The 22,194-nt window shown below is 58.8% G+C and carries 16 protein-coding genes and 1 pseudogene; 13 read left to right on the top strand and 4 right to left on the bottom strand.

Annotated features, from left to right (window positions below):
• Window positions 1-285 precede the first annotated feature (285 nt).
• From Q6E04_RS08545 to Q6E04_RS08535, 3 genes and pseudogenes are all read left to right on the top strand, one after another.
• Window positions 286-1,818, top strand: a complete 1,533-nt coding sequence (locus tag Q6E04_RS08545; protein WP_303250354.1) for a sodium:alanine symporter family protein — start codon at window positions 286-288, stop codon at window positions 1,816-1,818.
• A gap of 210 nt (window positions 1,819-2,028) precedes the next feature.
• Window positions 2,029-2,196: pseudogene (locus tag Q6E04_RS08540) on the top strand (peptidylprolyl isomerase); the annotation flags it as partial.
• A gap of 83 nt (window positions 2,197-2,279) precedes the next feature.
• The gene (locus Q6E04_RS08535) at window positions 2,280-2,594 is read left to right on the top strand and encodes a peptidylprolyl isomerase (protein ID WP_303250353.1); all 315 of its coding nucleotides are present in this window, start codon (window positions 2,280-2,282) and stop codon (window positions 2,592-2,594) included.
• 133 nt (window positions 2,595-2,727) lie between these two features.
• Here Q6E04_RS08535 and Q6E04_RS08530 read toward each other — a convergent pair whose 3' ends face one another.
• A complete protein-coding gene (locus Q6E04_RS08530) occupies window positions 2,728-4,263 on the bottom strand; it encodes a LuxR C-terminal-related transcriptional regulator (RefSeq protein ID WP_303250352.1) in 1,536 nt (511 codons plus the stop codon).
• A 330-nt stretch (window positions 4,264-4,593) separates the two neighbouring features.
• On the opposite strand from Q6E04_RS08530, the gene Q6E04_RS08525 reads away from it, so the two are divergent.
• Both Q6E04_RS08525 and Q6E04_RS08520 read left to right on the top strand, forming a co-directional pair.
• Window positions 4,594-6,258 carry an FAD-binding protein gene (locus tag Q6E04_RS08525; RefSeq protein ID WP_303250351.1) on the top strand — a complete coding sequence of 555 codons (1,665 nt, stop codon included), beginning with the start codon at window positions 4,594-4,596 and terminating at the stop codon, window positions 6,256-6,258.
• A 111-nt stretch (window positions 6,259-6,369) separates the two neighbouring features.
• Window positions 6,370-7,047, top strand: a complete 678-nt coding sequence (locus Q6E04_RS08520; RefSeq protein WP_303250350.1) for a cytochrome c3 family protein — start codon at window positions 6,370-6,372, stop codon at window positions 7,045-7,047.
• Between the two features lie 191 nt (window positions 7,048-7,238).
• On the opposite strand, the gene Q6E04_RS08515 is transcribed toward Q6E04_RS08520, so the two are convergent.
• Complete coding sequence (locus Q6E04_RS08515) at window positions 7,239-8,015, bottom strand: C39 family peptidase (RefSeq protein ID WP_303250349.1); 777 nt, start codon at window positions 8,013-8,015, stop codon at window positions 7,239-7,241.
• 279 nt (window positions 8,016-8,294) lie between these two features.
• Here Q6E04_RS08515 and Q6E04_RS08510 point away from each other — a divergent pair, with 279 nt between their 5' ends.
• The 3 genes from Q6E04_RS08510 to dmsD all read left to right on the top strand — a co-directional run bounded on the left by Q6E04_RS08510 (window position 8,295) and on the right by dmsD (window position 11,536).
• Window positions 8,295-9,020, top strand: a complete 726-nt coding sequence (locus Q6E04_RS08510; RefSeq protein ID WP_303250348.1) for a response regulator transcription factor — start codon at window positions 8,295-8,297, stop codon at window positions 9,018-9,020.
• Window positions 9,021-9,075: 55 nt separating this feature from the next.
• A complete protein-coding gene (locus Q6E04_RS08505; RefSeq protein ID WP_303250347.1) occupies window positions 9,076-10,737 on the top strand; it encodes a HAMP domain-containing sensor histidine kinase in 1,662 nt (553 codons plus the stop codon).
• A 133-nt stretch (window positions 10,738-10,870) separates the two neighbouring features.
• Window positions 10,871-11,536: a Tat proofreading chaperone DmsD gene (gene dmsD, locus Q6E04_RS08500; RefSeq protein ID WP_303250346.1), complete on the top strand. Its 666-nt coding sequence runs from the start codon at window positions 10,871-10,873 to the stop codon at window positions 11,534-11,536.
• A 150-nt stretch (window positions 11,537-11,686) separates the two neighbouring features.
• On the opposite strand, the gene Q6E04_RS08495 is transcribed toward dmsD, so the two are convergent.
• Window positions 11,687-13,384, bottom strand: coding sequence for a helix-turn-helix transcriptional regulator (locus Q6E04_RS08495; protein ID WP_303250345.1), 1,698 nt, complete (start codon window positions 13,382-13,384; stop codon window positions 11,687-11,689).
• A 305-nt stretch (window positions 13,385-13,689) separates the two neighbouring features.
• On the opposite strand from Q6E04_RS08495, the gene Q6E04_RS08490 reads away from it, so the two are divergent.
• The 4 genes from Q6E04_RS08490 to Q6E04_RS08475 all read left to right on the top strand — a co-directional run bounded on the left by Q6E04_RS08490 (window position 13,690) and on the right by Q6E04_RS08475 (window position 18,438).
• The gene (locus tag Q6E04_RS08490; protein WP_303250344.1) at window positions 13,690-16,110 is read left to right on the top strand and encodes a DMSO/selenate family reductase complex A subunit; all 2,421 of its coding nucleotides are present in this window, start codon (window positions 13,690-13,692) and stop codon (window positions 16,108-16,110) included.
• Window positions 16,111-16,124: 14 nt separating this feature from the next.
• A complete protein-coding gene (locus Q6E04_RS08485; protein WP_303250343.1) occupies window positions 16,125-16,748 on the top strand; it encodes a 4Fe-4S dicluster domain-containing protein in 624 nt (207 codons plus the stop codon).
• Between the two features lie 160 nt (window positions 16,749-16,908).
• Window positions 16,909-17,529 carry a DMSO/selenate family reductase complex B subunit gene (locus Q6E04_RS08480; protein ID WP_303250342.1) on the top strand — a complete coding sequence of 207 codons (621 nt, stop codon included), beginning with the start codon at window positions 16,909-16,911 and terminating at the stop codon, window positions 17,527-17,529.
• A gap of 18 nt (window positions 17,530-17,547) precedes the next feature.
• Window positions 17,548-18,438, top strand: coding sequence for a DmsC/YnfH family molybdoenzyme membrane anchor subunit (locus tag Q6E04_RS08475; protein ID WP_303250341.1), 891 nt, complete (start codon window positions 17,548-17,550; stop codon window positions 18,436-18,438).
• 25 nt (window positions 18,439-18,463) lie between these two features.
• On the opposite strand, the gene Q6E04_RS08470 is transcribed toward Q6E04_RS08475, so the two are convergent.
• Window positions 18,464-19,360, bottom strand: a complete 897-nt coding sequence (locus Q6E04_RS08470) for a LysR family transcriptional regulator (protein ID WP_303250340.1) — start codon at window positions 19,358-19,360, stop codon at window positions 18,464-18,466.
• Window positions 19,361-20,056: 696 nt separating this feature from the next.
• Between Q6E04_RS08470 and Q6E04_RS08465 the strand changes: the two genes are divergently transcribed.
• Window positions 20,057-22,194 (top strand): DNA-directed RNA polymerase subunit beta (locus Q6E04_RS08465; RefSeq protein ID WP_303250339.1); only part of this gene is annotated, 2,138 nt, incomplete at its 3' end.

Below are 22,194 nucleotides of genomic sequence, written 5' to 3'. Positions count from 1 at the left end.
ACCCCTATAGGAGAAGCAGAACATTGTCTGTCCAACTATAGGGGTTCACTGCACTATCGGGGTTCAGTTCATTTCGGGGCGTTTTTCATATGGGGTTCGAAAAGAGGCTTCAAGGGCGTGTTTTTCTACAGTTTCGCGCGATCGCGCCCGTTTACCGCCCGTAGATACCGTCGGGCGGTTGAATGAATCGGGTGCTTTATTCCAATGGAGCAAATGTGGATATCTGATAAAATCTGCAGCTTGGGTAAGTAAAAACCAACGAAAACAAAAGAAAGGGGGCTCTGCATGAACGGAGATCTGATGGATACCCTCGTCTCGGTTACCGGAGAAATCAGCGGGTTCATGTATACCTACATCCTGGTATTCCTGCTTGTCTTCTGCGCGATTTATTTCACCATTCGTACGAAGGGCGTACAAATCCGCTACATCAAGGATATGTTCACCCAGCTCACGGAGAAAAGGCACGTAGAAGGCAAGAAGTCTATCTCGTCGTTCCAGGCGCTGATGGTTTCTACCGCCTCTCGCGTCGGCACGGGCAACATCGCCGGCATCGCGACTGCGGTTGCCACGGGCGGTCCCGGCGCGGTGTTCTGGATGTGGCTTATGGCTCTCGCCGGCGCTGCTTCCGCGTTCATCGAATCCACGCTCGCGCAGATCTGGAAAGTACGCGGCAAGGAAGGCGAGTTCCGCGGCGGTCCCGCTTACTACATCGAGCAGGCCCTCGGCAAGCGCTGGCTCGGCGTCCTGTTCGCCATTCTGCTGATCATCTGCTATGCCTACGGCTTCAACGGCCTGCAGGCATTCAACATGGCAAGCGCCCTGGAGTACTACATTCCCGATTACGCCACCAACGGTGCGGCTATGGCCCTGGGTATCGTGCTCGTCGTGATGACCGCGTTCGTCATTTTCGGCGGTTCCAAGCGCATCAGCATCATCACCTCTATCGTGGTGCCCGTCATGGCTTTGGCCTATATCGGCCTGGGTATCTTCATCACCCTGACCAATCTCGACAAGCTCCCCGAGGTCTTCAGCGTCATCGCTGCTTCCGCCTTCGACTTCCAGTCGATCTTCGGCGGCTTCGCGGGCTCCGTCGTCGTTCTTGGCATCAAGCGCGGCCTGTTCTCCAATGAGGCCGGCATGGGTTCCGCCCCGAATGCCGCTGCTACCGCAAGCGTTTCGCACCCGGTCAAGCAGGGTCTGGTCCAGACGCTGTCCGTCTATATCGACACGCTGGTCGTCTGCACCTGCTCCGCCTTCATGGTCCTGATCTTCTACGTTCAGTCCGGCGGCACCTTCGGCGAACTCAACGGCATGCCCCTCGTGCAGATGGCCGTCAACTCCGCTGTCGGCGAGATGGGCATCCACTTCGTGACCTTCGCGATTTTCGCATTCGCGTTCTCCAGCTTGATCGGCAACTACTTCTATGCTGAAAGCAACATGCGTTTCATCAAGAACAGCCCGGTCGTTCTGACGATTTTCCGCATTACCGTTCTGATCGCGATTTTCGTCGGTTGCCTGAACAGCTTCGATCTGGCATGGAATCTGGCCGACATCACCATGGGCTTCATGGCTATCGTCAACCTGATCGCCATCCTGCTTTTGGGCAAGTGGGCGTTCAAGGCTCTCGATGACTACACGGCCCAGAAGAAGGCCGGCAAAGATCCCGTGTTCGTGGCCGACAATATCGAAGGCCTGCCCAAGACGGAGTGCTGGCATATCGGCAGCGACGATCTTAAAGACGTCGGTCCGCAGCCTGTCAAGGAATACTTCGAAGAGGCTATCGACGCCGGCGGCGATTCCTTCGAACCCCTGAAGTAACATCGCCTTAAGGCATGTTTTATCCGAAAGGCCCCTCGCAAGAGGGGCCTTTCCGCATTCAAGGCGAAAATCCTCTCTCATCGGGCGTATCGGATGCGAATACGATTCTCCTACGGACGCGAGACGACGTCGCTTTCCGTAGAGTGGAGGGTAGAAGGAACGATTTCGTGCTCGACGCGAGCGCGATGAGGGAATCCAGGAGGGAATGCCATGGCAATGGTGGTTAGGGAAGTGCACGATCCGGAATACGTGCCGAACGGAAATGAAATCGCCGTGATCAAGACCGCGCGCGGCACGGTTCGCGTGAAGCTTTACGGTCTCGAATGCCCGCTGACCGTGGGCCAGTTCGTGCAGCTTGCCCAGGACGGCTTCTACGACAATCTGGCTTTTCATGCGAGGAAAGAAGATTCCGTCGTGCTGGGCGGGTGCCCTATAACGCGTAATATGCCCCCCCCAATCAGGTGTACCAGGCCGTGCATGGCGTACTGCACGGCATGCATCCTGGCACGGGCGAGGCCGAATACCGCATCAGGGACGAGTGGGCTTCCAATCCCAGAAACCATCACGAGGACGGGTCCATCGTGATGGCGCATAAGTCCGACCCCGACTCGGGAAGCTGCCAGTTCTATTTCTCTCCGTCTAAGCGGCCCGAGTTCGACGACAAATATACGGTATTCGGCGAAACGATCGAGGGGCTTGATGTCGTGCATGCGCTGCGTGTGGGCGACCGCATCGAGTCGATTCGCATCGAGGGAGCCACGGAGGCTGTGGAATAGAGTCTTTTTGCATAATGGCCGCTCCACCTTCTTTGCGAGAATGTCCAGCGAGACGAATTTTGAACCCAAAAGGGCCCTTCCGACATCTTGTGGCGTCGGAAGGGCCCTTGCTTTATGGGTGAGGCGTATCGGATCAGGCGTTTTCGACCTTGTCGATCAGCTCTTGTTGCTTATGCACGTCGAGCTTGCGATAGATGCGCTCGGTATGGGTGCGTGCGGTGCCTTTCGCTATCTGAAGGTCTCGGGCGATAACGGGAACGGTGCGCCCTTTCGCGAGAAGGAGCAGAACCTCGCTTTCGCGCGGCGTCAGGCCGCAATCGCGGGCCACGTCGGAACAGCGGTCCTCGAGCGGACGCTGCTCCGATACGGGAGCCTTTTCCTCAGTTGTTCGGGCTTCGCTGTCCGGTGACGTTTTGCGTTGTTTTTTCGCTCCGGGGCGTAGGGGGGAGAGCTTGCTCATCATGCCCTCGGGGAAGAGCATGAATCCCGTGAACACCAGGGAGATAATCGAGGCCATGGCGATCATTGTCAGCTGCAGGGTCCCGCTGCTGACGAGCGTATGCGCCAGGTCGCCGGCAAGGAGGCCGGCGGCCATGCCGAAGAACATGCTCGCGACGCCGAGTCCGTAGATGTATCCCGCTCCGTCGCGATGGCTGCGCGACATGCTGGCGAAAAGGATCCAGACGAGAACGTCGAAAAACTCGTATCCGATGCCTATCAGCAGGATCGCTATGGCCGAATTGACTTCGAAGAACACGGCAAGGACCACGCATCCGAGCACCATGATGGGAACGACGACGCGATAGACACGCGTGACGTCGAATCGTTCTTTCATGACCATAGCGGTGGCGACCAATGCGAAGCCGACTACGACCAGGGCGAACAACGAGCTTCCGCCGATAGCGTCGAACGGGTCTATTCCGCTGGCGGGGATGGAGTCGAACATCCTGACCAAGAATGAGAAGATGGCCACGGAAGCCATGAGCTTCGCGACCAGTTTCCCTGTTTCGTTAGGAATGGAGGGGAATCCTTCGGCTTCAGCCGCGATGCGCTCGCTGTAGGCGGGGCCGTCTATCTCGTCAAGAGAACGCCCCGTTCGCCATGAGATGCGGTTGCGCTTGCATTCGATGGTGAGCAAGAGAAACGAACAGAGGGGAAAGGCGGCGTAACCGATGATGCGCACGACTTCTTCCGAACATGCGAGGCAGAGCGCGGTGACGATGGCCGCGAGAGCCGATGCGATGGTCACGAATGTCGTCTCATGGGTCGAGAAGCGCTCCCCCCAAAGAACCTGGAGCATGCCCGCGGTAATGCCCCCTGTCATGAACCCGACGAAAGCGAGGAGGAGCGAATCGAGCACGAGCGATGCGGGAATGGCGAGCGAGGAAGCCAGAAGAAGGCCGAAAGTCGATTCCGCGACGTGTTCGTGGAATCGTTCGCTTTTCCCGACCGTCGCATGTGTCGCGAATGCCACGAACAATGCCGCCAAGGCCCCCATGGTCAGATAGAGCCAATTCGTTCCATGGACGGTTCTATGAATCGTCGGGATGGCGAGGCAGGCGACGATCCATGCTCGACAGAGCCCGAATCCGAGCACGATGACCGCAAGATTGGCGCCTTGTCCCGTTGCGGTTCGAAGGCGCGACGGGGCGCTTTTTTCGGTATTCATATGTATCCCTCCCATAAGGACTCTTCTGGTCCTTCGTGCCTTCGCGCATGGATTCCGATTTCCCCAAATCGACGAAGCGCGCAAGACTCGATGCATCCACCATACCCGAGGAGCGCAAAGGGGAGAATACGATTGCCAATCGTATATATCGTACGTATTGCGTATGACCTGGTATTTCTTCAATTCTGCAAAATACGATTCTCTGACAGGCGCGCCTTTGACGCGAGATGCGCATCATGAAGGCCGTCAAAGCGAATGGGAAGAACAAAACGGCAGCACGCCGCGGGAGGCGGCGCCGCCGGCCGTTCGCTCAACACAGAGGAGGAGAAAATGAGCAACAAGGGTATGGGCGTCTCTCGTCGCAACTTCCTGAAGGGCGCAGCGCTCGCAGGCGCCGCGACTGCAGGCGCCGCCGCGCTCGCGGGCTGCGCTTCGGGCGGCTCGGGCAACGCTTCCGCCGACTGGATGCCGGCTTCGTGGGACTACGAGACCGACGTTTTGGTCATCGGTTACGGCGGCGCGGGCATGTGGGCTTCGCTGATCGCTGCCGACGAGTGCCAGCAGAAGGTTCTCGTTCTTGAGAAGGCTCCGATCGAGGGCGGCGGCAACAGCCGTATCAACAACGGCGAATGGACCATCATCGAAGAGGATAAGAAAGAACTCTTCGCCGATTACATCCGCGCCTTCACGCACGGCAAGACTCCCGACGACATGATCGACGCCTGGGTCAACGAGGCCGTCCGCAATACCGAGTACGCGGACAAGTACGGTATGACCTACGAGGTCGTCGAGCAGGCTCTCGCCGGCGCCATTCCCGAGTATTGGTTCCTTGACGGCGGCAAGTACGAGGGTGCTTGCAAGCTGTCCTCCGTGGACGGTTTCGGCATGCTCACTTTCCGCGAGCTCGATGCGAAGCGCGAAGAGCTGGGCGTCGAAGTGCTGTTCGACTGCCATGACGAGGAGCTCATCCAGAACCCCGAGACCAAGGAAATCGTCGGCTGCTATACGCTGATCGGCGAGGACGGCACCAAGAAGGCCGTCAAGGCTCGCAAGGGCGTCATCATGTGCACCGGCGGCTTCGAGTTCAACGAGGAGATGAAGGATTACTACCTGAAGTGCTCCCCCTTCAAGTTCGAAGGCTGGCGTTGGAACACGGGCGACGGCATGACCATGGTCGAGAAGGTCGGCGCGAAGCTTTGGCACACCGACATGGCCATCTCCATGTACTCCATGTGGACCCGCGACCCCGAGTACGACTTCTCCATCCTGTACTTCATGCCCGCGTTCTCTTACTTCAACGTGAACCGCCTCGGCCGCCGCTTCGTCGACGAGAACAAGATGGGCTCCCCGCATAACGGCTGGCATACGCTGCTGTCCTTCAGCGATGAAATCGACGATTACGACCGTATTCCGACCTGGTGCATTTTCGACCAGAGCTGCTTCAGCGCAGGCAAGCTGTCCACGTCTCAGGGCGACTTCTTCGAGTGCGGCAACTTCGCATCCGACCTGCCCGAGGAGCTGCGCGCATGGGACGGCTGGTCCCAGGACAACAAAGCCGAGCTCGAGCGCGGCTGGATTCTGACCGGCAACACCATCGAAGAGCTCGGTCAGAAGATCAAGGAATGCGACGAGTGGATGGATATCGACGCCCTGAAGGCTACCTTCGATGAGTACCAGGGCTTCTGCGACGCCGGCGTCGACGCCCGTTTCGACCGTTCCGCCGAGACCCTGACCAAGCTGGACGGCGGCCCGTACTACGCGATCAGCGTGTATCCGGGTTCCTGCTCCACGCTGGGCGGCCCGAAGAAGAACGCCAACGGCCAGGTGCTCGACCCTGCCGACAACCCGATTCCCCGTCTGTACGCCGCCGGCTGCTTCGGCAACTTCCAGAGCCACAGCTACGGCATCACGGGCGGCAACAATGCCGAGAATCAGGTCTGGGGCCGTATTTCCGCGCGCCATTGCGCCGGTCTTGAGAGCTGGGACGCCGAATAGTCGTTCAAGCGCGTTCATGCGATAGCAACGAAGGCGAAGCGTGCGCTTTTCGGCGCCGCTTCGCCTCCCGCCGATGCGCGAGCCATGCGCGGTGAGTAAGGATTAATGAAGATGACGAAAGCTATAACGAGCAATTCGCGTAAGGGCGTTGCCCTCCTGGCCATTATCGGCGCCGTATGCGCTCTTGCGCTTGCTTTGGGCAGCATCATGGGATGCTCTCCGAAGCAGGCGGACCCTTCCGCCAGCGAGCAGAAGATCGATCCTCTGATGACGCAGCCCGTCGAATGGAGCATGGAAAGCGATTGCGAAACCTGCCATAGCCAAGAAGCTGCGACGATGACCGATGAGAAGTGCCCCCAGGCTTCCGAGCATGCCGATCTGCAGTGCATCCAGTGCCACACGACCGAGGATTCTCTCGCCGAGTCGCACAATGGACTGAAGTACGGCGACATGGAGAAGACCACGGACTTGAAGGCCAGCAAGGTCACCGTCGACGAGAAGAGCTGTCAGACTCCCGAGTGCCACGGCACCATGGAGGAAATGGCGGCCCAGACCGAGGGCAAGGTGTATCTGACCGACTCCAACGGCAACCAGGTCAACCCGCATCAGTACGACAGCAACGAACAGCATGATGCGAACCAGCCCACCTGCGTCGATTGCCACAAGGTGCATTCCGAAGACATTCAGAAGGATGCGACCAAATGGTGCGCGCAGTGCCACCACCGCGGCGTGTTCACCTGCGGCAATTGCCACGAAATCCGCGTACGCCCCGTTTCTCACGAAGCGTAAGGATTCGACGAACCTATTCGTGACATGCGCGTCTTTCCCTCCCTCCCCCTGACGCGCACGTCGTTTTCCACAAAGGCCCGGCATACCCTCCGCCGGGCCTTTTTCGTGCATGGGCGCATCGGAATAGGGCGATATATGAGCGTATGAGGCTGCGGCGAGCGGGGAAGCGGCGTTTCGTTACGACGACCTCTCTATTGCGCTTCGTATGCCCAGAGGTTGGCGCATTGGCTCAGTACGCGCTGCGCATTCCATGTCTGCGCGCTGTTTTCGGGGCTGTTGGGATCATGGACGATAAGCCGGCCCTTGTCGTCGACATCCGTTATCACGATGAAATGACCTACGGTGGTGAAATCGCCCGGGCGAACCGATGCGATGACGGGGCGTCCTTCGCGCAATGCTGCAGCGAGCACGTTTTCGTCGGCAGGCAGCTCTTCCGCCGAAAGTCCCAGCATGGCGGCGCCTTGGGTCATGAACGACCAGGAGGTCATGCCGGCGTCGACGAATCCGTTCGCTTCGGAGAATTTCGCCATCGATGCCGGGTCGTGGTCGGTCTTTCCGGTTAGGCCTGCGTATACCATGGTCATGCAGGCGGGGCCGCATCCTGCGGTGAGAACGTCGGTGCTTGCGTACGGTTCGTCCGCCCATGCGGGGTCGGTTTGGTAGAGATGCGGAAACGTTCCGCGTTTCCATTCCGATTTCGGCGTGCTGGATGCCGTCGCTTCGCTTTGATTCCCCCGTTCGAACGCGATACGACTGTTTTCCGAGGCGGTGTATGCAGATGCGAACGCGATGCATGAAACGACGGAGGCTACGACGGCGAAGGATGCGACAAGAAGCCAGCCTGTTCGTCGCCGCTTGATGCGAAGCGGACGAGGGGCGTATGCGCTCGCATGGCGGCTGCGGGGTGCGGCCGCATCGTTTGCGATGCGGCCGGTGATGCGGGCGTGGCCGATGACGCTGTTGCGCATGACGGTTCCTTTCTTTGCGACGGTGTCGATCGGCTCTGCATGTTAGGTGCCGCTCCCCTTAACGGTCTTGCAAGGTCCGGCCACGAATCGGTTGCGTTCCTTAAGCTTTCCTTAAACCCCTTTCAGGCGACGGCCCCGCGCGGTTTCGCGATGGTAGGATTTCGTGCAACGAGGTCTTGGCGATCGTTTTGCGAGGCGCGCATCGTAGGCGCAGTACGTATCCGCATTCGGTTCCCTCGACCGGTTTCGCCGAGGCCCTGCGCGAGAAGGGATGATGAGATGCAGCAGTCGAAGCGATTCGACGCCGCCGAAAACGATGCGCGTCGTCGTATTCTGATATGCGACGACGAGCGCGAAATCGCCGACATGGTGGCAAGCCTGATGGAGCGCGAGGGGTTTTCGTGCGCGGCGTGCTACGACCCCTGCGAGGCTCTCGACATGGTGAGGACGGGACCGGTCGACCTGGTTATTCTCGACATCATGATGCCAAGAATGGACGGATACGAGCTCGCCCGGCGCATCAGGGCGTTTTCTAACGTGCCGTTGATCTTTCTTTCGGCCAAAGACGAAGAGGTCGATTCCGTGCTCGGTTTCGCCGTGGGCGCCGATGACTACGTGGCGAAGCCGTTTCGTCCGAGGGAGCTCTGCATGCGCGTGCGGGCCCGCCTTCGTCGCGTGTCTGCATCGTCTGCGCCGGACGGCGTATTGCGCATGCGCGGCATCGAACTCGATCCGCGCGCGCATGAAGCGGCGCTTCACTCCGAGCCTCTTTCTCTTACGCCGAAGGAGTTTTCACTTTTGCAGGCCTTGATGGAGGCGGAAGGAGAGCCGCGCTCTGCATCCGATTTATTCGAACGCGTTTGGAGAGAGCGCGCCGATGCGGCGGCCGCCAACACGGTCATGGTGCACGTGCGCCATTTGCGCAAGAAACTCGCCGTCATCGATGCATCGTTCGATTTCATCGTCACCGTTTGGGGCGTCGGATATCGCATGAACGCCGAATAGCATCGCGTGAGCGGCTTCTAGCGTTCCAGGCGTTTTGTCGAGAAAGGGTATCCGTATGGAAAAGCGATCGGGTTATCGCGCCGAGCAGATTCGCATGCTGCGTCGGGGTTTCGCGCGCAGAATAGCGATCGGTCTGGTCGCCTGGACTGCATTGTTCGGCGTTTGGGTGGCGGCGGTCGACGCTTTCGTCGCACCGCGCGCGGCCGATATCATCTCTTCTGCATGCCCGTGGCGCTCGGTTCCAGCGGACGAGGCCGGGCTGGAGGACACCGTGTGGTTCGAAGGGTCGCTCGAGCAAACGCGTGTCACGATGATTTCGTGCTATGCCGCCATGTTGACGGACGATCGGGCTCTATACGATGTGGCGTCCGACGATGCGCGCAGCGTGGCGGATGCCCTTGCGGGCGAACGGGGCGAAGCGGCCGGCGCAAGCGATGCCGTTGAAGGGGCGGCGATGACGGATTCGACTGCGTCGTCCGATGATGCGGGATCGGGCGAGGCGCCCTTTGATTCCGGAGCGACCCATGAGTTCCGTTCGTCCTCTTCGTCGGAAGACGAGCTCGTCGCCGAAGTCCTCGAATCGATGGACGAGTCCGGAGAAAGCGCCCTGTTCGAAGAAGCGTGCGAGGCATTGGGGACGTCGCCTTCTGCCGTGCGCATCGAATCCCCCTGGTCGCAGGAACAATCGAGGCAGACGTGGAACGAAATTCCATATGCCGACGGGCATATGGAATATCGGGATCTGCGCGCGTACGATTTCGTGCGTTCTTTGCAGTTGCCGGCGGCGATGCTCGTGTACCTGATAGGAGCGGCGTCGGTCGTCGCGTTCGCGCTTTCATGGCTGACACGATGCTTCGGCAGCCTTTTCGACGCCATGGAAGCTTTGTTTTCGAAGCGTAGCGACCGCCTGGAGCTTCCTCGCGAGCTTGCGCCCACGGCGCGTGCGCTTTCCGACTTGCGTCGCGCACGCGACGATGCCGAGCAGGCGGCGCTTGCGGCCGAGCAGCGCAAAAACGAATTGGTGGCCTATCTTGCCCATGATATCCGCACGCCGCTCACGTCGATCGTGGGCTACCTCACGCTGCTTGCCGAGGCTCCTGATATGCCGGAGGGTCAGCGCGCTCGTTATGCGCAGGTCGCGCTCGACCGATCGTATCGTCTCGAGACGATGATGGAGGAGTTTTTCGAAATCACGCGGTATAACCTGAGCTCTATTCCCATTGAGCGGGAAAGGTTCGATGCGACGCTTTTGTGCCGTCAGGTCGCCGATGAGTTCTATCCGTCCGCTCAGGCGCGAGCGATCGATATCGATGTGCATGGAAACGAGCCGCTCGAATGCTTCGCGGATGCTGAAAAAATCTCTCGCGTATTGAATAACCTTTTGAAAAATGCCGTCGCTTACGCCGATAAGGGGTCGACCGTTGCGGTGGGTGCCCGCCTTGAAGCGGCATCCGCGGATGAAAGCGCCGATACTCGAGACGGGGACGGAACGTTTCTCGTAATCGATGTCGAAAACAAAGGGCGTGAAATCAGCCCCGAGCATCTGCAGTCCATTTTCGAGAAGTTCTACCGAGAAGACGGCGCCCGCTCGACGGAGGGGGGCGGGGCGGGGCTCGGCCTCGCCATCGCACGCGAGATTGCTCGAGCACATGGGGGAGAGCTGACGGCGCGCAGCGTCGACGGCCGCACGACGTTCACGCTACGCATTCCCGTGTAGGGCCGCATCGCCCCTTCGGACCTGCCTCTCCCTGCTTTGCATCGGGGCATTCCGTCGTCTTTCCGCATATGAAACTTGGTAGTATGGCATACGGAAATTCGCCCGAGGCAGGGCGTGGGCAAGGAGGTTCATCATGGATGCTTTCGAAAGCGAAGGCGCGCCCGATGCGCGCATGGAGGCGGTTCGGTTCGTCGGTTCCGCACTGTCGCAGTTTTTCCTGAACGACCCGTCGTCAGGCGCCATCGACGCCGGCATCGAAGCTATGGCCGCGCTCGATGCCGATGCAGCCGCCTCGGAGTGGCCGTTCGTCGAAGAGACGGAGGCTCGGCGTTGTCTGACACTCATGCGCGAAGGCGCCCTGCAGCGTGAGGCCGATGGCGGCGAAGCGTTGAAGTGGGAATACCGTCGCCTATTCGTCGGCCCCCAGTCGCTTCCCGTGCCGCCGTGGGGGTCGGTCTACACCGATCGCGACTGCGTCGTGTTCGGAGAAAGCACGGTCGCGTTGCGCGCATGGATGCGTTCCCATGGAATCGAGCGGCTGAGCGACGAGAGGGACCCCGAGGACCATATCGGCTTGGTGCTCGCCATGGCCGCCTGGCTTGCCGAAGAGAAGCCTGAGCTTGTGGGCGAGTTCCTCCGATTGCACGTGCTGCCGTGGTCGGGGCATATGCTCGAGCAGCTCGAAAAAGCCGCCGACCATCCGTTCTACAAGGGCCTTGCGGCCATAACCCGCGCGAGCCTCTCCGGCATGGAGGACGCGTTCGAGCTCGAAGTCGTCGAGCCGCGCTTTTATCGATAAGGCATCGCTTGCTTGCGGGAGAATGCGATGCGGGCCCGCTCTTCCGACGCACAGAGCTGCTAGGAGGGGCGGGCTTTCCGTTCTTATGTGCATTTCTGTCCCGATGTCGGGTTCGTTTTCGCGAACGTGGGTCTGCCGGACCCATTCGCGCTAACGTTCGTTGTTGGGGGCGAAAGAGTCCACGAGGGCGATAAGCTCCTGTTTTTTATGTACGGCGAGCTTCGCGTAAATGCGACGCGAGTGCGTTCTGATGGTGTTTTCGGATACGACGAGCTCGTTGGCGATAAACGCGACGCTGTTGCCGCGGGCTAGAAGCTCCATGACCTCCGCCTCACGTGCTGTGAGATGGTAATGTTGCTGCAGTGCGGCGCATTGTTTGGAAACGCGGTCTCTGTACTGCGGTTCGTCGCATCTTCTTCTCTCCTCGTGCTCTCTTTCTTTTTTCTGCGCTTTCATGCGGGGTTCGTTTTTCGATGATTCGGTCGATTCGAGCGGCTTATCTGTTTCGGTCTCGTCTCCGTACGCGCCGGCGGGCTCGCAGGGGGCTTTCTCTTCATCGTCCATGAAGCATGTCTTTTCGAGGGCGGGCCCATGGTCTGTATGCGTTGTGCGGGGAATGTCGTTCGGATTGCTTAGCGAAATGAATTCGATTTTCTCGGGCAGCGGCCCGGCGTTCGTCATCTGGCGGAATCCGCCTTGGCCGACGAAATACATCAAGGCGAGGAGGTACATGCCGAGGATTCCTGCGCTCGCGAAGGGCGTGAATCCGAGCGGAGTCAGGCTTTCGGCGAACATGCCGCCGATGAATCCCAGGTCATGCAGGACATAGACGATGCCGCCGAAAAATCCGTAAATGAATATGGGATTGATGCCTCGGTCTCGCGATGCCTGTGCGCACTGCGCGACCATGAGCATGGTGCCGCAGCTGTAAAAGGCATACATCGTTCCTGCGAGCAAGGTCGAGAACCCTTCGCCGAGAAACGTAAGCAAGACGAACGCGGTTATGACGAATGGGAACAAGACACGATAGACGGTGATGACGTTGATGCGAAGGTTTTTTCTACGCCACGCCGCCAAAAGCGCAATGGCGGCGCAGAATGCGCCCGTCATCGACATGATGTTCACAAGGCTTCCGATTTCCGGTTCGTTGATGGCGAGCGATCGCATGATGCCGCAGCCGAATCCTAGGGCGCCGATGCAAAGAGCGCTTCGCCAGTAGTCTCGTAAAACGTGTCGATATACGGCGGGATGTTCACGTGGGACGTCTTCGAACATCGGCTGCGCAAGGTCGATGGATCTGCTGCAGATTACGATGCATAGGCCGAATAGCGGTAAAAACACGAGGGGGATCAGCAGCGCGGTGACGGCTCGGGGAATAAGGTAGAGGGCGAAATAGAGCGGCGCGGAATATGCGGTTCCTATGACGAGGTCGTACGTTCCCGATTCTGCGTCGCGCCCAGCGAAGAGGCGTTGCCAAAGCATGTAGAACCCCGCCGACCCCAGCCCGAGCAGCGCGCCGCCCGCCGTCATGAGGGTCGCTGCGATCGCGTCGATATACATGGCTCCTATGAGGCACGCCCATCCCAGGAAGTAGGGAGCACCTGCTGCGAACACGAGGAAGCGTCGTGTGGGGCCTGGAAAGAAATACGAGCCGAGCGCACTTGCCAGATAGCTGATTCCGAAGACGAGCGATTGCGCGACGAAGAATTGCGCCATGATGCCGGGCGTCTGCATATCGAGGGGCAGGAAGGGGAACACGCCGCCCCAGACGCCTGCGGCGTTGATAGCGAGAAACAAGGCATATCCGAGCGAGCACGTATTGGGTTTGATCGGTTTCAATGGGGTCATCCGTTCCCTCCAGCGGTTGTATTCCACGGAATTCCGATACGGATATTCTCGCATAGCGGGTTCATTCTGCCAGCTTTGCTGTGTAGTCAATTGGCGGATTAGGTAGGCAATGAACAGGCATTTCATAAAATTCATACATTTTATGTGACAGGTTTCGCGGCCTGCGGGGTAAGGTTTTCGCCATGGCGAAGGTCGGAGGGGAAAAGGGTTTGAGCGCATCATGTCGCGCATTCGCTTCCCGATGACCTGAAGGCGTATTGAGCGTCTATCGTCAGAGGACTTCTACCGAAGAAGGGGGGACAAAGGTGGAGAAGGCATACGAAAACGCCGTATCGCGCCGCACGTTCGTGAAGGGTTCGGCTCTGGCCGGTCTCGGAGTCGCGGCCGCGGGAAGCGCATCCATGTTCGGTTGCGCGCCGGCTTCTCAAACTGAAGGAAAGACCGAAGAGGCTCCTGCCGAGGATAAAATCGTTTGGGGCCATTGCTCTGTCAACTGCGAAGGCCGCTGCGCATTGCGCTTGCATGTCAAAGACGACGAAGTCGCTTGGGTCGAAACGGACAACACCGGCGATGATACTTACGGAAATCATCAGATTCGCGCCTGCTTGCGCGGCCGTTCCATTCGTCGTTGGATCAACCACCCAGACCGTCTGACGCAGCCCATGAAGCGCATCGGCAAACGTGGCGAAGGTAAATTCGAGCCGATTAGTTGGGATGAAGCCATCGAAGCCATCGCCAGCAATTACAAGCGCATTCTCGACGAATACGGCCCCGAAGCCATTTACAACAATTATGCGTCTGGCGTGAATGCAAGCAACATTAGCGGTTTTCTGGCTCGTCTTATCAACATGAACGGTGGTTCGCTCGGTCGCTATGGCTCGTATAGTTCGGCCCAGATTTCCGCCGCGCTGCCGTACCTGTATGGTATGCGTGATGCGAATTCGAATTCGGATATCGTCAATTCCAAGCTCGTCGTGATGTTTGGCGAAAACTCTTGCGAGACTAAGGCGGGCGGTGCGGGTCCGACCTATCATCTTGAGCAGGCTATCGAAAAGGGCGGCGCCAAAGTCATCGTTATCGATCCGCGCTATAGCGACACTGTTGCCTCCCGTGCCGATCAGTGGATTCCCATCCGCCCTGGCACCGATGCGGCTCTTTGTGACGCCATCGCGTACGTTCTGATTACGGAAGATTTGGTCGATAAAGAATTCCTCGATACGTACTGCATCGGTTACGACGAAGAGCATATGCCCGAAGGGTACGAGGGCCAGAACAAGTCTTACAAATCGTATATTCTCGGCGAGGGCGAGGATGCAACTCCGAAGACTCCCGCATGGGCGCAGGCGATTACGCTTGTTCCCGAACAAACCATTATCGACCTTGCTCGTGAAATCGGCACTGCAAAGCCGTGCGCTATTTACCAGGGCAAAGGTCCGCAGCGTCAATCGAACGGCGAGCAGACGGCACGCGCGATCTGCATGATGGCCGTTTTGACTGGCAACGTGGGTATCAGCGGTGGCAATACCGGTTCCGATTTGAGCAGCTACTATATTTCCGGTGGATCTGTTCCTACTGGCAAAAGTGACGTCAAAACCTCTATCGCAACGTTTACGTGGACTGACGCCATCGATCACGGCACCGAAATGACCCGCGTCCATGACGGTGTGCGTGGAAAAGAGAAACTCGATGTGCCAATCAAGTTTGTATGGAACTATGCTGGCAACACCATCACCAACCAGCACGGCAACATCAATCACACGCATGAAGTCCTTCAGGATGAGTCTAAGTGCGAATTCATCGTGGTGTGGGACACGTTCTTGACCGACTCCGCAAAATATGCGGACATTCTGCTTCCCGACCTTATGGCTGTCGAGCAGCCGAACATCGTTTCCAATGATTATGCCGGCAATATGGGATTCGTTATTATGGGCCAGCCGGTCACGAGTCCGAAATTCGAGCGCCGTACGCTGTATTCGGTCCTTACCGACATCGCCGACAAGCTTGGCCAAAAGGACGAATTCACTGAAGGCCGCGATGAGGCGCAATGGGTTCAGTATATGTACGAAGAGGCGCGCAAGGAGGACCCCGAGCTTCCCGAGTACGAAACCATGCTTGAGCAGGGCGTCTACAAGCGCGAAGATCCCGAAGGTCATTACGTTGCTTTCAAGGACTTCCGTGAAGACCCTGTGGCCAATCCGCTTAAGACTCCGTCGGGTAAGATCGAAATCTACTCTCAGGCGCTTGAAGAGTACGTAAGCGATTGGGAAATCGAAGAGGGCGATTATATCAATCCGCTGCCGGTGTATTGCCCTGGCGCGGAAGGGTATGACGACCCGTTGGCCGAGAAGTACCCGCTGCAGATGCCTGGCTATCACTACAAGGGCCGTGCGCACTCCTCTTATGGATGCATTGATGTTTTGCAGCAGGCAGCGCCTCAGGTTTTGTGGATCAACCCCGTTGATGCGCAAGCACGTGGCATCGCCGATGGCGATATGGTACATGTGTTCAACGACCGTGGCACGGTTGAGATTCCCGCCAAGGTGACGGCTCGTATCATGCCCGGCGTGGTCACGATGCCTCAGGGCGCATGGCATGAGGCCGATATGACGAGTGAGGATAAAATCGACAAGGGCGGCTGCATAAATACGCTCACCTCGTCGCGTCCGACCCCGTTGGCGAAGGCTAACCCGCAGCATACTAATCTGGTTGAAGTGCAGAAGGCGTAGCAAGGGAGACCATCATGACGCAATACGGATTCCATTTCGACGGCACGCGCTGCACGGGATGCAAGACCTGTGAGCTCGCATGCAAGGATTATCACGACCTGTCTTGCGACGTGGCGTTTCGCCAGGTATACGAGTACGGGGGAGGCTCGTGGTCTCAGAGCGCTGACGGCCTGTGGGCTAACGACACTTTCACATATTTTCTTTCCGAGGCATGCAATCACTGCGATAGCCCCGCTTGCTTCGCTGCATGCTCCCAGGGCGCCATTGTGAAAGACGAGGATACCGGCCTTGTCTACATCGAGGAAGAAAAATGCGCGAACTGCGGCGCGTGCGCCGAAGCATGCCCCTATAGCATCCCGAAAGCCGACGCTGAGAAGGGCGTTTATGTGAAATGCGACGGATGCAAGGACCGCGTGGCCGAGGGCAAGATGCCCGTCTGCGTCGAGGCCTGCCCGCTGCGCGCGCTCGACTTCGGCGACATCGAGGAGCTGCGCTCCGAGTTCGGCGACGTGGCTGCAATCGCGCCTCTTCCCGATCCGTCCGAAACCAAGCCTAACATCGTCATCACCGAACCGAAAAACGCTCGTCCGGTCGATGACGCCCAAGGCGCCGTTCTTAACGTGGGCGAACTGGTCTAGACGGTTCGATTAGGGCCGTATCGCGCATACGTCCCATGATGTCGTTTATCGCCGGTCGTTCCATTTAAGGCGACAAAGGCATGGAGGCTCCTGGTCGACCCCTTCCGACCGGGAGCTTTTTTGTAAGCGTGGTACTATCCTTGCGGCAGAAAGGGGAGGCATGCAATACGGATTCCACTTCGACGGCACGCGCTGCACGGGCTGCAAGACGTGCATGCTCGCATGCAAGGATTATCACGACCTGTCCTGCAGCGTGGCGTTTCGCCAGGTGTACGAGTATGGCGGCGGCACGTGGCGTCAAGACGATGCCGGCGCCTGGCATACCGACTGCTTCGCGTATTACGTATCCAATGCCTGCTGCCATTGCGGCGATCCCGTCTGCACGCATGTCTGCCCTACGGGCGCAATGCATAAGGATGCCGATACGGGATTGGTGTCCGTTGACGTTCGACGCTGCATCGGATGCGGGTACTGCGCCCTTTCGTGTCCCTATAGGGCGCCGAGTCTCGATCGTCGTGCGGGACACAGCGTGAAATGCGACGGATGCAAGGACCGCGTGGCCGAGGGCAAGATGCCCGTCTGCGTCGAGGCCTGCCCGCTGCGCGCGCTCGACTTCGGCGACATCGAGGAGCTGCGCTCCGAGTTCGGCGACGTAGCCGCGGTGCCTCCGTTGCCCGATTCGTCGGCTACGCGGCCGAATATCGTCATCACTCATCCTATTGCCTCCAGCGCGGATGGCGTGGAAGGCGGGTCGGTTTCGAATCGATACGAGATAGTCTGATTTGCGAAGGGAATATGCATGGGGTACGGTATCCAGCTTGCCTTCAATGAGATATCGCTCGTGGTCTTCACCACGCTTGCTCCATCGGGCGTCGTCGCCTTGATGCTTATGGGAATGCCTCTGCTTTTCGGAAAGGTTTCGGGAGCGCGGGCGCAGTGCATCGACCGTTTCGCAGGAATCCCCCTGGTGGTTTCCATGGTCGGTCTCGTTATGTCGGCGACACACCTCGGAAATCCCGATAACGTCTTGTATGTGTTTTCCCGCATCGGTTCGTCTCCTCTGTCGAACGAGGTTGCGGCTGCCGCCGTTTTCCTCGCCCTCGCTGGCGCATACTGGCTTTATTCCTTCGCCCGCGCTCCTCGCGCAGGGGTCAGGAAGGCGCTGATGGTCGCATTGTGCTGTTCAGGCGTCGCTTTTCTCGCTTTCATGGCGTGGGCGTATTCCGCCGAGACGATCATTTCTTGGAATACCGTGTTTGTCCCTCTGAACATGATTCTCAACGGTTTGGTCGGCGGCCCCCTTATCGCTTTGCTGGGGTTTCGGGCGGCCTCGTTTTTCGAGGCGGATCGTTTTGTCGGAATCGAATCTTTCTCCAGGGCGCTTCCTGTGATGTCTTTATGCGGCGTTGCGGCTAACGCCGCATCGATGGCGCAGCAGAACGCGGGTTTGCGCTTTATCGAGAACGAGCTGTCTACGGCAGCTGCTCTTGTGCCCGCATATGGCTGGGCCATCGCGGGGTTCGTTGCCCTATGCGTTGTCGGCGCATCGTTGTGCGTCTGCTCGCGCGGACTGTCGGCGAAGCGGGCCATGGTGCTTTGCTTTGTCGGTTGTGCGTTCTCTTTATTCGGCATATTCCTGACGCGTATGGCGTTTTATGCCATGCATCTGACCGTCGGCCTGGGCATGTAGGGCTTTTACCGTCTTCCGCCCGCACTCAGCCGTTCTTCGGGTTCCATTCCTCGGATACCCATTTGCGTACGCATTCGATGAATGCTTTGGTCGCCATCGACGCCCTGCTGTACGAGCGCACGGCGATGGCGAGCTCGCGATGCGTGGGGGTTTCCAGCTCTACGTGTGCAAGATCGAACGGAGCGCTTTCCAAGACCAGCTGGGGGAACAGGCTGAATCCGAACCCCTTGCTGACCATGCCCATGACGGCGTAGTCGTTATCCATGACATAGCGCACGTTCGGTTCTACGTCATGCTTGGCGAACACGGAGTCGAACTCGGTCAAGTCGTCGCTGCTCCTTACTTTTATATACGGTTCGTTCGCAAGCGCTTCTTTCGGGAAAAACGGTGCGTCGGCAAGGGGGTGCTCGGGCGGAAGCACCGCATATAGCGGGTCGCGGGCCAGGGGGATGGTGAAGAAGTCGAGCGTTGCCGGCAAGATCACGAAGCAGCAGTCGAATTCGCCGCGCCACGTTGCGGCTTCCATTTCGTCCTGGCTTTCATAGATGACCAGTTCGTATTCGATGTTGGGGCGGTCGTGAAGAAAGACGTCCATGATCCCAGGCAGCCATTGCACTGCGATACTGGCGAATGCCGCTACGCGCAAGCTGCCTTCGCCGACGTGCTTGAGTTCGTCGAGGCGCGTTTGGAGCGCATGCTCGCTCGCGCAGACGTCCTGGATCCAGGGCAGCAGATTACGTCCGTCCGCGGTCAGGCGTGCGCCCGAGTGGCCGCGCGTGAAGAGCGCCGTTCCCATTTCCTGTTCGAGCGAGCTCATCATGTAGCTGACGCCTGCCTGGGTGTAGCCGAGAATCTCGGCGGTTTTCTTGAAGCTGCCCGTTTTTGCGACGGTGACGAAGGCTTCGTACTTCTGATTCGCCATGGCTGCCCTTTATCTGTCGTTTCCATTGACTGCGTTTATGGGTCGTGTCCAACACATAAATCACATCATGGGTATAAGATATTTTTAATCATTTATAAGATACACTCATTTTACTTTTATGCCCTCAAAAACTACTATGCATGTATCGGAGGTCGTGCGGGCAAGGCGACCGCTCGCAAGGAGGACCTCCGGTTCCGACACCCAAAGCGCGCGGCGCGGCGACCGCTTCACGGAGGCCGCCGCGGCTGTGTGCGCTCGTCGGCACCTTGCCATACTCGCGGGCGTTTCGTTTCCCGATGCGCCCGATTCTCTAAAATGCGGGGCAAGCCTTCCTCTCTCGGCTTGCTTCCCACGAAAAGCCCTCCGCTTGTCCCGCTCTGTTTTTCTCGGCGTCTCTTTCCCCGTCGGCGAAGAGGCGCTTTTTGCGTCTCTGCGGTTCCTTTTTGAATGCGCGCCTTCGGCCAGTTCGGCGGGCCAGGCAATCGGTCGACACAACGCCTCCATATAATGAAAGTTACTTTCTTTTAGAAACCTACTTGCCGTTTCTCCTGTTCAGCGCCTGGATGCTTTTTCTTAAAAGCACAAAACATCCATATTTCGTGAAAAAAAGTCTTGACTTAATTTTTCAACGTGATTAAATTATTCGTTTGCGTATTTACGCTCATATCGTCTATTTCCCTAACGGAAGGAAGACCTGTGGCCAAAGCAGAAAACAGCGCTCCCACCAGCCTTTATAGGGAACGTCGCAGCTTTGCGAAGATTCCCGACGTCATGGATGTGCCCAACCTGATCGCCATCCAGACGGATAGCTTCAAGTGGTTCATGGATGAAGGAATCACCGAAGCGTTCGACGACGTGTGCCCCATCGAAAGCGCCACGAAGGATATGTACGTCGAGCTCGGCGCGCATAAATTCGGCGACCCGAAATACACCGTCGACGAGTGCAAAGAAAAAGATGTCTCCTACCAGGCTCCCTTGTTCGCCAACATTCGTTTCGTCAATCGCGAAACCGGCGAAATCAAGGAGCAGGAAGTCTTCATGGGCGATTTCCCGCTCATGACCCCGCGCGGCACGTTCATCATCAACGGCACCGAGCGCGTCGTCGTCTCCCAGCTGGTCCGCTCCCCGGGCGTGTATTTCAGCTCCGAGCGCGACAAGACCTCCGACAAGACCATCTTCGGCGCGAAGGTCATTCCTTCCCGCGGTGCATGGCTCGAGTTCGAGACCGACAAGCGCGACATCCTTTCCGTGCGAATCGACCGCAAGCGTAAGCAGCCGGCCACGCTGCTTCTGCGCGCGCTCGGCATCGCCGAGACCCGCGAAGAAATCGTCGAGGTGCTCGGCGGTTCCGAGATGGTCCTGCGTACCCTCGACCGCGATCCCGCTACCACCAAAGACGAGGCTCTGATCGAGCTCTACAAGCGCTTCCGTCCCGGCGAGCCGCCGACGATCGACTCTGCGCGCACGCTGCTCGACGGCCTGTTCTTCAACCCCCAGCGCTACGATCTGGCGAAGGTGGGTCGCTACAAGGCCAACAAGAAGCTGGGCTTCCCTTCCGATTTCGATTCTTCCACGTTGACCGAGGAAGATATCATCGCGACCATGCGCTACATCGTCGCGCTGCACGAGGGCGAAGAGGGCTTCGCCGTCGATGATATCGACCACTTCGGCAACCGTCGCATCCGTACGGTCGGCGAGCTGATCCAGAATCAGTTCCGTATCGGCCTGTCCCGCATGGAGCGCGTCGTCCGCGAGCGCATGAGCATGCAGGAGCCCGACGAAATCACGCCGCAGTCGCTCGTCAACATCCGCCCGATCGTGGCGGCCATCAAGGAGTTCTTCGGCTCCTCGCAGCTGTCTCAGTTCATGGACCAGGCCAACCCGGCTGCGGGCATCACGCACAAGCGTCGTCTGTCCGCTCTCGGCCCTGGCGGTCTGTCGCGTGAGCGCGCAGGCTTCGAAGTCCGCGACGTCCATAACTCCCACTATGGCCGTATGTGCCCGATCGAGACGCCTGAAGGCCCGAACATCGGTCTTATCGGCTCGCTGGCAACCTACGCCCGCATCAACAGCTACGGCTTCATCGAGACGCCGTACCGCCGCGTCGTCGACGGCAAGGTGACCGACGAGGTCGACTACCTGACCGCCGATGAGGAAGAGAACTTCGCGATCGCTCAGGCGAACGAGTCCTTCGATCCCGAGACGCGCGTGTTCGGCAGCTTCGTCGACGGCGCCTTCGTGCCCGCCGAGAGGGTTTTGTGCCGTACGCGCGACGCCGCCGGCGTTTTCGGCGAGCCCGACGTGGTCGCCCCCGAAAAAGTGAATTACATGGACGTTTCCCCGCGTCAGATGACCTCTGTCGCGACGTCGCTCATTCCGTTCCTCGAGCACGACGACGCTAACCGCGCGCTCATGGGTTCGAACATGCAGCGTCAGGCAGTGCCCCTGCTGCAGCCCCATGCTCCGCTGGTCGGTACGGGTATCGAGCACCGCATCGCGGTCGACTCGGGCGAGGTCCTCGTGGCCCAGAACCCGGGCGTCGTCGACTACGTCGACGGCTCCACCGTCATCATCCGCAACGACGAGGGCGAATTCGACGAGTACCTGGTTCCCAAGTTCCAGCGCTCCAACCAGTCAGGCTGCATCAACCACAAGCCGATCGTCCGCAAGGGCGACGAGGTCGCCGCAGGCGACGTCCTGGCCGACGGCCCCAGCTGCGACCACGCTGAGCTGGCTCTGGGTCAGAACCTCATGGTTGCCTACATGACCTGGGAAGGCTTCAACTACGAGGACGCTATCATCGTGTCCGAGCGCGTCGTGGCCGAGGATCTGCT

The organism is uncultured Slackia sp. (assembly GCF_959608125.1).
Lineage (GTDB): Bacteria > Actinomycetota > Coriobacteriia > Coriobacteriales > Eggerthellaceae > Slackia.
This window is presented reverse-complemented; position numbering and strand designations above follow the sequence as displayed.